General features: G+C 68.9%; 13 protein-coding genes. All 13 read right to left on the bottom strand.

Annotation, left to right across the window (positions count from 1 at the left end):
- Positions 1-14 precede the first annotated feature (14 nt).
- Entirely contained in the window at positions 15-914 is a 900-nt protein-coding gene (locus tag EDD31_RS10875) for a F0F1 ATP synthase subunit gamma (RefSeq protein WP_123304172.1), read from the bottom strand.
- Positions 915-917: 3 nt separating this feature from the next.
- Entirely contained in the window at positions 918-2549 is a 1632-nt protein-coding gene (gene atpA, locus EDD31_RS10870) for a F0F1 ATP synthase subunit alpha (RefSeq protein ID WP_123304171.1), read from the bottom strand.
- Between the two features lie 65 nt (positions 2550-2614).
- Positions 2615-3436: a F0F1 ATP synthase subunit delta gene (locus EDD31_RS10865; RefSeq protein WP_123304170.1), complete on the bottom strand. Its 822-nt coding sequence runs from the start codon at positions 3434-3436 to the stop codon at positions 2615-2617.
- Positions 3436-4023, bottom strand: a complete 588-nt coding sequence (locus EDD31_RS10860; RefSeq protein ID WP_123304169.1) for a F0F1 ATP synthase subunit B — start codon at positions 4021-4023, stop codon at positions 3436-3438. Before EDD31_RS10860 ends, EDD31_RS10865 begins: the two co-directional genes overlap by 1 nt.
- A complete protein-coding gene (gene atpE / locus EDD31_RS10855; protein WP_211336109.1) occupies positions 4023-4241 on the bottom strand; it encodes an ATP synthase F0 subunit C in 219 nt (72 codons plus the stop codon). The genes EDD31_RS10860 and atpE overlap by 1 nt, the downstream gene beginning before the upstream one ends.
- Positions 4242-4337: 96 nt before the next feature.
- Positions 4338-5201: a F0F1 ATP synthase subunit A gene (gene atpB / locus EDD31_RS10850; protein WP_245991140.1), complete on the bottom strand. Its 864-nt coding sequence runs from the start codon at positions 5199-5201 to the stop codon at positions 4338-4340.
- A gap of 122 nt (positions 5202-5323) precedes the next feature.
- Complete coding sequence (locus EDD31_RS10845) at positions 5324-5761, bottom strand: Cg1360 family ATP-synthase-associated protein (RefSeq protein ID WP_483964269.1); 438 nt, start codon at positions 5759-5761, stop codon at positions 5324-5326.
- Positions 5762-5763: 2 nt separating this feature from the next.
- Positions 5764-6969, bottom strand: coding sequence for a glycosyltransferase family 4 protein (locus EDD31_RS10840; RefSeq protein WP_123304167.1), 1206 nt, complete (start codon positions 6967-6969; stop codon positions 5764-5766).
- A complete protein-coding gene (locus EDD31_RS10835) occupies positions 6966-7748 on the bottom strand; it encodes an L-threonylcarbamoyladenylate synthase (RefSeq protein ID WP_211336193.1) in 783 nt (260 codons plus the stop codon). The genes EDD31_RS10840 and EDD31_RS10835 overlap by 4 nt, the downstream gene beginning before the upstream one ends.
- A gap of 82 nt (positions 7749-7830) precedes the next feature.
- The gene (gene prmC, locus EDD31_RS10830) at positions 7831-8667 is read right to left on the bottom strand and encodes a peptide chain release factor N(5)-glutamine methyltransferase (protein WP_425453712.1); all 837 of its coding nucleotides are present in this window, start codon (positions 8665-8667) and stop codon (positions 7831-7833) included.
- Positions 8668-8750: 83 nt separating this feature from the next.
- Complete coding sequence (gene prfA, locus EDD31_RS10825) at positions 8751-9857, bottom strand: peptide chain release factor 1 (RefSeq protein ID WP_123304165.1); 1107 nt, start codon at positions 9855-9857, stop codon at positions 8751-8753.
- 106 nt (positions 9858-9963) lie between these two features.
- Complete coding sequence (rpmE, locus tag EDD31_RS10820; RefSeq protein ID WP_123304164.1) at positions 9964-10176, bottom strand: 50S ribosomal protein L31; 213 nt, start codon at positions 10174-10176, stop codon at positions 9964-9966.
- A gap of 132 nt (positions 10177-10308) precedes the next feature.
- A complete protein-coding gene (gene rho / locus EDD31_RS10815) occupies positions 10309-12414 on the bottom strand; it encodes a transcription termination factor Rho (RefSeq protein ID WP_123304163.1) in 2106 nt (701 codons plus the stop codon).
- Positions 12415-12630 lie beyond the last annotated feature (216 nt).

The raw sequence follows: 12630 nt of genomic DNA, 5'->3' as shown, positions 1-12630 counted from the left end.
CGGTCCTTCGCTGGTCAGCTCGCCGCCAGGGCATCGGCCCCGGAGACGATCTCGGAGATCTCGGTAGTGATGTCGGCCTGACGCGCGCTGTTCTTCAGGCGCGTGTACTCACGGATCAGGTCTTCCGCGTTGTCAGTGGCGGTGCGCATGGCCTGCTGGCGCGCCGCAAGCTCAGAAGCCGAGGCCATGAGCAGCTGTGCGTGGATCCGACGGCGCACGTACATCGGCAACAGCGTGTCCAGCACCTCCTCCGCACTCGGCTCGAAGGTGTAGAGCGGCGAGGCTTCGGCCTCCGCAGCCGAATCGACGTCGGCCTCCTCCGCGGCCACTATGGCCAGCGGGAGCATCCGGCGCACCTCCGGCACCTGAGTGACCATGGAGACGAAGCGCGTGTAGACCACGTGCAACTCCCCCACACCGTCCTCGGCGTGGAAGCGCTCGAGCAGGGTCTCGGCGATGTCATCGGCACGCTCCACCGTGGGGGCGTCCGAACCGCCGAGCCAGGTCTGGGCAACCTCGCGGCCGCGAAAGCGGAAGTAGCTGTCGCCTCGGCGGCCCGCCACGTAGAGCTCGGCAGTCTTGCCCTGCTCCTCCAGTTCGCCGAGCACCTTCTCGGCCGCGCGGAGCACTGAGGCGGAGTAGGCGCCGGCCATGCCGCGATCGGCGGTGACCACGAGGACCGCAACACGGTTGTTGTCCTCACGGCCGGTGAGCATCGGATGACTCAGGTCGGCGTGCGCGGCCACAGAGGACAGTGCTCGCACGAGTGCCCGGGTGTACGGGTCAGCAGCCTTGGCCGCTGCCCGCGCCTTGCCGATCCGGGCCGCAGCGATCAGTTCCATGGCCCGGAAGGTCTTCTTCAGGGTCTGGGTGGCCTTGATCTTCTGCTGATAGACCCGCTGGTCGCCTGCCATAGGTCAGCTCCGCTTCGCAGCGACGATCTGCTCCTGCTCACGGTCCGCGTCGGCCTCCTCGGCGTCCCCGGCACCGGCACCGCTGTAGCCGGCGAGGAAGCCCTTGAGGAACTCCTCGATCCCGGCCTTCAGCGCAGCCTCGACGTCGTCGTCCCACTTGCCGCCCGAGGCAGCGATCTCGTCGAGCACGGAGGTGTTCCGGCGCAGGTGGTCGAGCATCTCGGTCTCGAAGCGGCGCACGTCGGCGACGTCGATCTCATCGAGGTAGCCGTTGTTACCGGCGTAGATCGACGCCACCTGCTCCTCGACCGGGAAGGGGGCGTACTGGGGCTGCTTGAGCAGCTCCATCAGCCGTTCACCGCGCGTCAGCTGCTGACGGGTGGCCGGGTCGAGGTCGGAGGCGAACATGGCGAAGGCCGCCATGGCGCGGTACTGCGCCAGGGTGATCTTCAGCGTTCCGGAGACCTTCTTCATCGCCTTGACCTGCGCAGCGCCACCCACACGGGAGACGGAGATACCGACGTCCACGGCCGGGCGCTGGTTGGAGTTGAAGAGGTCGGACTGCAGGAAGATCTGACCGTCGGTGATCGAGATGACGTTGGTGGGGATGTAGGCCGAGACGTCGTTGGCCTTGGTCTCAATGAGTGGCAGGCCGGTCATCGAGCCGCCGCCGAGCGCGTCGTTCAGCTTCGCGCAGCGCTCGAGCAGACGGGAGTGCAGGTAGAACACGTCGCCCGGGTAGGCCTCACGGCCCGGCGGGCGACGCAGTAGCAGCGACACGGCGCGGTAGGCCTCGGCCTGCTTGGACAGGTCATCGAAAACGATCAGCACGTGCTTGCCGCCGTACATCCAGTGCTGGCCGATGGCCGAACCGGTGTAGGGCGCGAGGTACTTGAAGCCGGCCGGGTCGGAGGCAGGAGCCGCCACGATCGTGGTGTACTCCAGCGCGCCGGCCTCCTCGAGCGCGCCACGCACCGAGGCGATGGTCGAGCCCTTCTGGCCGATCGCCACGTAGATGCAGCGCACCTGCTTGCTCGGGTCACCCGACTCCCAGTTCGCCTTCTGGTTCAAGATGGTGTCCAGCGCGACGGCCGTCTTACCCGTCTTGCGGTCACCGATGATGAGCTGACGCTGGCCCCGGCCGATGGGGGTCATGGAGTCGATGGCCTTCAGGCCGGTCTGCAGCGGCTCGTGCACGGACTTCCGGTCCATCACGCCGGGGGCCTGGGCCTCGAGGTTACGCCGGCCCTCGATGTCGGTGATCTCGCCGAGGCCGTCGAGCGGCTGACCCAGCGGGTCCACCACGCGGCCGAGGTAGCCCTCACCCACGGGCACCGAGAGCACCTCGCCGGTCCGGCGGACTTCCTGGCCCTCCTCGATACCGGTGAAGTCGCCCAGGACGACCACACCGATCTCGCGCTCCTCAAGGTTCATCGCGAGCCCGAGCGTGCCATCGGCGAAGCGCAGCAGCTCGTTGGCCATCGCGCCCGGCAGGCCGGAGACGCGGGCGATGCCGTCCGCGGCCAGCGTGACATGCCCGACCTCCTCGCTCGCCGCCTTGGTGGGCTCGTAGGAGTTCACGAAGCTGTCCAGCGCAGCCCGGATCTCCTCGGACTTGATCGTCAGCTCAGCCATTGGTCTTCCTCACGTCCGTCATTCTCATCGCACCAGGTGCGCGGGGGTCACTAACAAGCACAGGGTCAGCCGGCCAACCTGCGGCGGGCCTCGGCGAGCCGGGAGGACAGCGTGGCGTCCACCACCTGCTCACCGATTTCGATACGCAATCCGCCGACGACGGCTGGGTCCAGGCTGACATGCACCTGCACCTCTCGGCCATGCTTACGGCGCAGGGTTTCGGTCAAGCGGGCGATCTGCTCATCGCTGAGTGGCGTCGCCGAGGTCACGGCCGCCACGAGGCGCTGGCGCCGGGCGGCAGCAGCGTCGGCGTAGCCCCGCAACGCGGAGCCGAGCGCCTGGCCGTGGGGCACCACGCAGGCGCGCTTGGCCAAGATCTCAGTCTCCGGGCGAGTGCGACCCGCCAGCACCGAGCCCATGAGCTCGACGCGATCATCCACACTGCGTCCACGTGCGGTCAGAGCCAGGGCCAGCTCTCGCTCGCCGGCCACGATGCGGTCGAGCCGGTAGATCTCGTCCTCGACCTCGGCCAGCTGGCCGGCGTGCTCGGCAGCGGAAAGCACGCTGTCCACGCCGATCTGCTCGATGGCCGCGGGCAGGTCCTCCGCCCGCGACCAGTTCTCCCGGGCCAAGCCCGAGACGACATCGGCGACGACCTCATCGACCTTGCCGGTCAGCAGGCCATGCGCCAGCGCGGAACGCGCCTCGCCGTTGCGGGCGGGGTCGGTCAGCGCCCGGCTGAGCGACACCGAGGCGGCGAGGGAGTCCGCGACACCGAAGAGCTGCTCACCCCAGGTACGCACCTGGGCTTCACTCTCGGCCTGGCGCAGAACCGGTTCCCACCGCTCCTGCACCCGGGACAGTGCCGCTGCCGATGCCGCACGCATCACGCCTCCTGGCCGGTGGTGCCGGCCGAGCCACCCACGGTGGCCCCGCTACCGGACTGTTCTGCTTCGAGGTCGTCGAGGAAACGGTCGATGACGCGGGACTGCAGCGCCTGATCCTTGACCGACTCCCCCACGATCCGCGAGGCCAGCTCGGTGGCAAGCATGCCGACATCGGCGCGCAGCGAGATCTGCGCCTGCTGACGCTCGGCCTCGATCTGCCGATCCGCAGCCGCCAGGACACGCTCGGCCTCGGCCTGCGCGTTCGCCCGGGCCTCGGCGACAATCTGCTTGGCCTCCTCCTGGGCGCGCTCACGCGTCTGCGCGGACTCGCGGCGGGCCTCACCCAGCTCGCGCTGCATGCGCTCGTCGGCCAGCTTGGCCTCCTCACGTGCCCGCTCCGCTTCCCGCAGGCCGCCTTCGATCTTCTCGGCGCGCTCGTCCAGCGTGGCCTGGATCTTCGGCAGGGACTTCCAGAGCACCCCGACGATGATGACCAGCGCTACGGCCGACCAGAGGACGTCGTAGAAGGGCGGTATGAGGAGCTGCCAGCCCTCATACTGGCTGCTCGCGTGAACCTCGGAACTCATCAGACGAAGTAGGCCAGGATGAAGACGATGAAGCCGATCAGGGCGAGGAGCTCCACGAAGGCGGCGCCGATCAGCATGTTCACACGCAGGGTGCTGGCCACCTCAGGCTGGCGAGCGACGCTCTCCTGAGTCTTCGCCACGAGCCAGCCGATGCCCAGACCGGGGCCCAGCGTAGCCAGGGCGAAAGCGATGGTCGCGATGTTGCCGGTGATCTCCATCAGTTCAGTTTCCTTATCTCGGGTGGTGCCGGGGTACTCGGGTGTGACTTCCGGCCGACGCGGTCGGCCCGCCGGAGGTCTGGCATGGACTGGGGGTCAGTGCTCTTCGATGCTGAGCGAGATGTACACGGTGGTCAGCAGAGCGAAGATGTAGGCCTGCAGGCCGGCCACGAAAAGCTTGAACATCGTGAACACGGTGCCACCTACCAGGGTGAACGCGCTCGACGCAGCCAGCACCCCGGAGACCTCCAGGAGCAGGTAGTGCGTCGCGGCGAAGGCGAGCACCAGGATCAGGTGCCCGGAGGCCATGTTCACGAAGAGACGCACGGTGAGCGAGACCGGGCGGATGATGAACGTCGAGATCAACTCGATGGGCGCGAGCAGGATCAGCACCGGGCCGGGCACGCCCGAGGGCGCTGCGGTGGCCTTGAGGTATCCGCCCACACCATTGGCCTTGACCCCGGCCCGCACGAAGGTCACGAGGGCCATGAGCGCAAGCAGCAACGGCATCGCGATCGTGCCGGTTCCCGCGAAGTTCAATCCCGGAACCATGCCCGTGAGGTTGAACATCAGGATCGCGATGAAGAAGACGCTGATGATCCGCACGTAGGGGCGGGCACGCTCTCGCGAGCCGAGCACCTCTTCGACGATGTTGACGCGCACGAAGTCGACCAGCATCTCGATGATGGACTGCCGACGGTTGGGCACGAGCTTGAGCTTGCGCGTACCGAGCCAGAAGACGAGCAGGATCACCGCGACCGAGACGAAGCGCACCAACTGGATGCGGTTGAACTCGAAGACCGTGCCCTCGAACAACAGGGCGGGCGGGAAGATCTCGTTGAAGATGTCCGGGGGGGTGAATCCTCCCCCGTCGCCACCGTAGGCCAACACCGATGCGGCGTGCCAGGACGACAGTGCGGCAGACAGGGCGTCCCCCTCTGGGTTGCTCGAGTCGGTCACAGGAGTTCCGGGCGCGCTCCGACATCGGAGCGCTGCGCTAGGAACACCGAAAGCCTAACCCATCTGCGGCGATGGTCCGTACCAGAGGCGCCACCGGTGCTCGATCACGGCGGTGGCGGCGCTCACGTTGAGCGCTTGCCGGTGTCCACGTAACCCACGCGCGCGGAAGTGAGGGCCTGCGCCTCGAAGGCCAGGGGGACGACCAGCCCGAGCAGGAGTGCCACGAGCAGGGCGGGCGTGGAAAAGAAGTCGAGGTCGCGCAGGAGCAGCAGCACCACAGCAGCGATCAGGATCTTGACCAGTGGTCCGCCGAGCACCACGGCGGTGGTGAAGCCCATGGACCGGTCGGCACTGAGGTACCCGGCCGTGCCGGTGACCGCCACGAAGGCAGCAGTCAGCGCGGCGCCGATGAGCATTCCCCACACTCCCGGCCAGCCCGCGATCACGCCGGCCACAGCGCCGCCGAGAACGGCCAGGGCGACCGCGAAAAGGGCCGATAGCCGGAAGTAGCGCGCGAAGGCCCGGCGGACGGCCTGGTTGCTCTGCTCGTCAAAGGCCATGGTCACGGCTTCGGCTCCTTCGGTACGTCGATGGCGGTGTCGTCCGCTTCGCGGATCTCGGGTGCGCCGGGCTCATCCACTGCGGTCACCGGCTCCGGGGCTGACACGGGGACCGGTCGTCCGCGCAGGCCCGGGAGCTGGGTCCAGGTCACGACGGCGGCCGCAGCCGCCGCCAGCCCGGCACCGATGCCCACCGGGATGGGATCCCAGATGGCAAGGGCGACAGCGGAGAAGGAGAAGACCGCCGTCCACAGGTACATGATCACGGTGGCGCGTCGCTGGCTGTGGCCGAGGTCCAGGAGGCGGTGATGCAGGTGCATGCGGTCGGGATGGAAGGGCGAGTGACCCTTGCTCACCCGCCGGATCACCGCAAGCGTGACATCGAGCAGCGGCAGTAGCAGGACGGCGACCGGCAGGAGGATCGGAACGTAGGCAGGGAGAGCCTGCTGACCGGAGATGGTGGCGGGATCGATCCGGCCGGTGACGATGATCGCTGCGGCCGCCACCGTCAGTCCCAGGAAATAGGCGCCCGAGTCGCCCATGAAGATCCGCGCGGGATGGAAGTTATGCGGCAGGAAGCCGACGCAGGCCCCGACCAGCGCAGCGATCACAGCGGTGGCGATGTCGGAGTAGTCGCCGGGTGAGGCGGCTCGGGTCAGGAGATAGGCGTAGACGAAGAAGGCGCCACCCCCGATGGCCACCGTGCCGGCAGCCAGGCCGTCCAGGCCGTCGACGAAGTTCACGGCATTGGCGGCGACGACGATGACCAGCACTGTGGCGACCAGAGACAGGCGGGAGGAGCCGATGGTCAAGCCGAAGACCGGGAAGGTGATCAGCTGGACGCCGAACCACGCCATGATCCCGGCCGCAAGCACCTGGCCGACCAGCTTGGTCATCCAGTCCAGGTCCCAGACATCGTCAGCGGCGCCGAGCAGGCAGATCAACCCGGCGCCGATGACGACGCCGAGGATCGTCCCCGATTCCTCGAAGGCAGCCTCCAGGAACGGCACCTGCGAGCCGATCAGCAGCGCGACGGCCAATCCGATGAACATCGCGATGCCCCCGAGGCGGGGAATGGGCACCACGTGCACGTCCCGGTCACGAACAGGCGTGATGGCCCCCAGGCGCAAGGCTGCGCGTCGCACCAGCGGCGTCATCAGGAAGGTGACCGCCGCCGCGGTGAGCATGACCAGGAGGTAGACCCTCACTCGCGGTTGCCCTCGCCCCGGGTGTGCTCGGCGCTCTCCTCCGCTGCGGGCAGTTCATCGGGTTCGCCCACCGGCTCGTCAGCCGGAGCCGCCTCGGCCGGAGCCTCGTCAGCCGGAACCTCCGTGGCCGGCACGTCGGCGGCAGGGTCCTCAGCGAGGGCCGGCACGACCTGCGCCAGTTGCTCCCGGCCGATGGCTCCCTCTCGCAGCACCAGCGGCGTCGGTGAGGTGAGATCCACGATGGTCGAGGGCGTCTCCCCCGGGGTCGGGCCGCCGTCGAGGTAGGCACCGACGGCGGGTCCGAAGGCGGCCGCAGCCGCCGCGACAGTCGTGGCCGAGGGCTTGCCGGAGAGGTTCGCCGAGGAAACTGCGAGCGGCCCGGTGCGCCGCAGGAGCTCCAGAACGACCTCGTGGTTCGGCATACGTAGGGCCACCGTGCCGTCGGTCTCCCCGAGATCCCAGTTCAGCGAGGGCTGGGCCAGCAGGATGATGGTGAGGGGCCCGGGCCAGAACGCAGCGGCCAGCTCGCGAGCGGTCTGGGGCACCTCAGCAGCGAGAGTGTCCAGCAGACCGACGTCGGCGACGAGTACTGGTGGGGGCATGTTCCGCCCCCGGCCCTTGGCGTCCAGGAGCTTCTGCACCGCCGCCGGCGTGAAGGCATCGGCCGCGATGCCGTAGACAGTGTCGGTCGGCAGCACGGCGAGTCCGCCGCGCCCGAGCAGGTCGGAGGCCTCGGCGATGCCGATCCGGCGTCCGGTGGGTTCTTGGCAGTCGTGCACGATCACGAACGGGAGTCTTCCACGTCCGGCCCCCTGATGCCGATTCCCTCGACCGCGGTGAGGCGTTTCATATCGCAGATCGTCATGGCCGCACCGCCCGCAGGTACCGATCGCGGCCGGTGAGATCGCGGCCGGTGGTGAGGCCGGTGTAGCCGGATTCGGCGGCGATGTCGCGCGCTGCCTGGGCCTGCACCTCAGCGTGCTCCATGATCAGCACGCCACCCGGGCGCAGCAGCACTGCAGCCTGGGCGATGACGCCCCGCGGGATCGCAAGCCCGTCCACTCCCCCGCCGTAGAGGGCCATCTCGGGGTCGTGCTCGCGCACCTCTGGATCCACGGGCTCCTGGTCGGGCGGGATGTAGGGCGGGTTGGAGACGACAACATCGGCCTGGCCGTGCAGGGCCGCGAGCTCGGGCAGATCAGCCGTGGCATCCCCGGCGATGAGACGCACCGGGGCCCTCCCGCCTGGCGCGGTGTGTCGCTTGATGTTCCGCGCCGCGACGGCGATGGCTTCGGCGGACAGTTCCACCGCGTACACCTGGCTGTCCGGCACCTCGGTCGCGATCGCCAATGCGATGGCCCCGGAACCCGTGCACAGGTCGATGACCACGGGGTGGGGGAAACCGAGTGCGGCCTCAACCGCCGCGCCGGCGACGACCTCGGTCTCCGGGCGGGCGATAAAGGCTCCTGGGCTGGCTTCCAGCGTGAGGTATCGAAAGCTCATCTCACCCGTGAGGTGCTGCAGGGGCACCCGGAGGCGCCGCTGCTCGATGAGGGCGGCATAGCGGGTGAGTTGCTCCTCCGTGGGTTGCCCGGCGATCAGGGCGGACGGGCCGACCAGATGCTCGGCCAGGAGACGGGCGTCCACAGTCGAGTTAGTCACGCCGGCCTCGGCCAGCACGGTCGCGGCGCCCCTCACCGCCTGGCCCCAGGTCGGCCGCCCGTCGTCTGCAGAAACGGCCCCTATGGCGGCCGGATCCGCAGACAAGCCGACCGGATCGCTCACGCGCCGGCCTCGGCGAGGCGAGCAGCATCGTCCTTCTCGATGGCAGAGGTCACCACCGGTCCGAGGTCGCCATCGAGGACGGCATCGAGGTTGTAGGCCTTGAAGCCGGTGCGGTGGTCGACGATCCGGTTCTCCGGGAAGTTGTAGGTGCGGATGCGCTCGGAGCGGTCGACCGTACGCACCTGGGAACGGCGCTGCTCCGACGCCGCCGCATCCGCCTCCTCCTGACGGGCGGCGAGCAGGCGGGCGCGCAGCACGCGCATGGCCTGCTCCCGGTTCTGGAGCTGGGACTTCTCATTCTGCATGGACACCACGATCCCGGTGGGGAGGTGGGTGATGCGCACTGCGGAGTCGGTGGTGTTCACCGATTGCCCCCCGGGGCCTGAGGACCGAAAGACGTCGATGCGTAGGTCGTTCTGGTCGATCTCCATCTCACCGGGATCGTCCACCTCGGGCAGGACGAGCACGCCGGCGGCGGAGGTGTGGATCCGGCCCTGCGACTCGGTGACCGGCACGCGCTGCACGCGGTGCACGCCGCCCTCGTACTTCAGCTTTGCCCACACGCCCTCACTGGGGTCACTGGGAGCGCTCTTGGTCTTGATCGCGACGGCAACGTCCTTGTAGCCGCCGAGGTCGGATTCAGTGGCGGCCAGCAGCTGAGTGCTCCAGCCCATGCGCTCGGCGAAGCGGAGGTACATGCGCAGCAGATCGCCGGCAAAGAGCGCAGACTCCTCGCCGCCCTCCCCGGCCTTGATCTCCAGGATGGCGTCCCGGCCGTCATCGGGGTCACTGGGCACGAGGACGCGGCGCAGGTTCTCCACTGCGGCGGCTGCGGCCTGCTCCAGAGCGGGTAGTTCTTCGGCGAAGGCAGGATCCGTCTCGGCAAGCTCCCGCCCGGCAGCGAGGTCCCCTGCGCTGTCTTGCTGGGCGTTCCAGGCCCGCACCACCCGGCCGAGCTCGGCATATCTCCGACCCAGTCGGCGGGCCCTGCCGGCGTCCGCGTGCACGGCCGGGTCGGCCAGTGCCTGCTCGATCTCGGCGTGCTCATCCAGCAGGGGCGCGATCGCCTCGCGCGGCGTGGCCTCGGGCGTGGACTCGGTCATCAGCGGGCTCCGGGAGTGCGGCAGACGGGGTGGACGTGCAGACGCGAACGCCGGCGCGCCCACAAGGGCACGCCGGCGCAGGGGGCGCGGTAGCCGCCCCGGTTGGCTACTTGTCCTTCTTGCCGTATCGCGCCTGGAAGCGCGCCACCCGGCCACCGGTGTCCAGGATCTTCTGCTTGCCGGTGTAGAAGGGGTGGCAGGCGCTGCAGACGTCGGCGCGGATCTCGCCGGAAGTCTCGGAGCTGCGGGTGGTGAAGGTGTTCCCGCAGGTGCAGGTCACGTTCGTGACGACGTACTCAGGGTGAAGGCCCTGCTTCATGGTGTCTCCTCAGAGGTGGATGCTTGCCCCGGGTCGGCAGAGTTGCCGTGAACCGGAGGCCAACGGGACATTCTGCCAGATGCCTCGCTACGGCGCCAGCACCGGCAGGCGCCGGCGCCGCAGCACCACTGGTCAGCGGATGGCGTGGTCCTCGGACTGGGCGTCCTTGGCGCTGGGGGTGTTCTTCTGCACGGTCATCATGAACTCGGCGTTCGACGTCGTCTCCCGCAGCTTGGAGAGCAAGATGTCGGATGCCTGCTGGGCATCGAGTGCTCCGAGCACCCGGCGCAGCTTGTGCATGATCTTGATCTCCTCGGAGCCCATGAGCAGCTCCTCGCGGCGGGTACCGGAGGCGTTGGCGTCCACGGCGGGGAAGATGCGCTTGTCCGCGAGCTGGCGCGAGAGGCGCAGTTCCATGTTGCCGGTGCCCTTGAACTCCTCGAAGATCACCTCGTCCATCCGCGAGCCGGTCTCGACCAGGGCGGTGGCCAAGATGGTCAGCGAACCACCGTGCTCGATGTTCCGGGCCGCGCCGAAGAAGCGCTTAGGCGGGTAGAGCGCCGAGGCGTCCACACCACCGGAGAGGATGCGCCCGGAAGCCGGCGCGGCGATGTTGTAGGCACGGCCCAGGCGGGTGATGCCGTCCAGCAGCACGACGACGTCCTGCCCGAGCTCGACCAGGCGCTTGGCGCGCTCGATGGCGAGCTCGGCGACCATGGTGTGATCCGAGGCGGGGCGATCAAAGGTCGAGGAGATGACCTCGCCCTTGACCATGCGCGCGAAGTCGGTGACTTCCTCGGGCCGCTCATCGACCAGGACCACCATGAGGTGCACGTCCGGGTTGTTCACAGCGATCGCATTAGCGATCTGCTGCATGATGATCGTCTTGCCGGCCTTCGGCGGAGCCACGATCAGACCGCGCTGGCCCTTGCCGATCGGGGCCACGAGGTCGATCACACGCGGGGTGATGGCCTTCGGCGTGGTCTCGAGGCGGAGCTGCTCGTCCGGGTAGAGCGGGGTCAGCTTGCCGAAGTCGGGGCGACGCTGGGCCGCCTCAACGCTCATGCCGTTGACGGAGTCGAGACGAACGAGGGCGTTGAACTTCTGCCGGCCGCCCTTCTTGCCACCCTGGTTGGACTGCTGCTCGCCCTCACCGGGCTGGCGGACGGCGCCGGTAATCGCATCGCCGCGGCGCAGACCGTTCTTGCGCACCTGGTTCAGCGTGACGTACACGTCGTTGTCGCCCGGGAGGTAACCGGAGGTGCGCACGAACCCGTAGTTGTCGAGCACATCCAGGATGCCCGCCACGGGCACCAGGACCTCGTCCTCGCTGATCTCGGCCGGCTCGTCCATCGGGCCGCCCTCGGGGCCTCGCCCGCGGCGCTTGCGGTTCCGCCCGCGGTCGCGGCGGCGCGAGCGGGGGTCATCGTCACCCTGGAACGGACGGTTCTGCTCGTCCTGATTGTTCGGGCCGGCCTGGTTGGTCTGGTTGCTTTGGCGCCCGCGCTGGCCCTGGCCGCGGTCGTCCTGCCCGCCCTGCTCGCGGTCATTGCGGTCGGAATGACGTCCGCCACGGTCGTTCTGCCGGCCACCGCCCTCGCCGCGGTCGCTGTTGCGGCCCCGGTTGTCCTCGCGACGGTTGTCGTCCCGGCGGTTCTCCCCACCCTGACGGCGGCGGGCAGCGGCCTCGCTCAGCGCGTCCAGCGAGAGCTCGGTCTGCCCTTCCTCCGGCGCGGTCGAGGGCGATGAGGCCGAGGCGGCGGCGAGTTCGCGCTTGAGCGCTTCCTTGGCGTCCGCGCCCTGGTCCGAGCGAGCGGCCTGCCCGGTTGAGCTGGCCTGGCCCTCCTGCGCGGCCTCAGCCGGGGCCGGAGCCTCCTGCTGCTCGGCGGCAGTTGCCGCCTCGGGCGCCGCCGCGGGCGCCGTGGCCCGGCGGGAACGACGCTGCTTCTTGGGGGCAGCCTCTGCAGGCTGCTCATCGGTGGCGGCTGCAGGCTGCTCCGCCGGAGTCGTGGTGGTCTCGGTGAGCGCAGCGGCCTCCGAGGTCTCGGTGGTGGTGCCGGCAGGCCCGCCCGCCGACTGGGCCTGGCTGATCCTCTGGATGAGGTCGGCCTTGCGCAGGCGGGTGGTGCCCTTGATGCCGAGGCGGCCGGCGATGGCCTGCAACTCGGCGAGCTTCTTGCCGGTCAGCGAGCCCCCGTCAGACTGTGCAGTCTGGGGAGCGTCGACGGATTCGGTCACGAGGTTCCTTCCCTCGAGGGGCGCCCGAAGGCGCACTCTGGGTTCCCAGCCGAACTGGCTGTGGGTGGTGACTGCCCCGGGCACACAAAACACCTGTGACGAGCGGGGCTGTGCATACGCCTTCGTGGCTCATCAGCTGATGGCCGCTACAGCACGGACTCAGGCAACTCAGAGAAGGGATGCCAAGTGCATGGAAGAACGATGCGCTGCCATGCT

This window comes from Bogoriella caseilytica, assembly GCF_003752405.1.
Lineage (GTDB): Bacteria > Actinomycetota > Actinomycetes > Actinomycetales > Actinomycetaceae > Allobogoriella > Allobogoriella caseilytica.
Note: the sequence above shows the minus strand (reverse complement) of the source record. Positions and strands in the feature narration are given on the sequence as shown.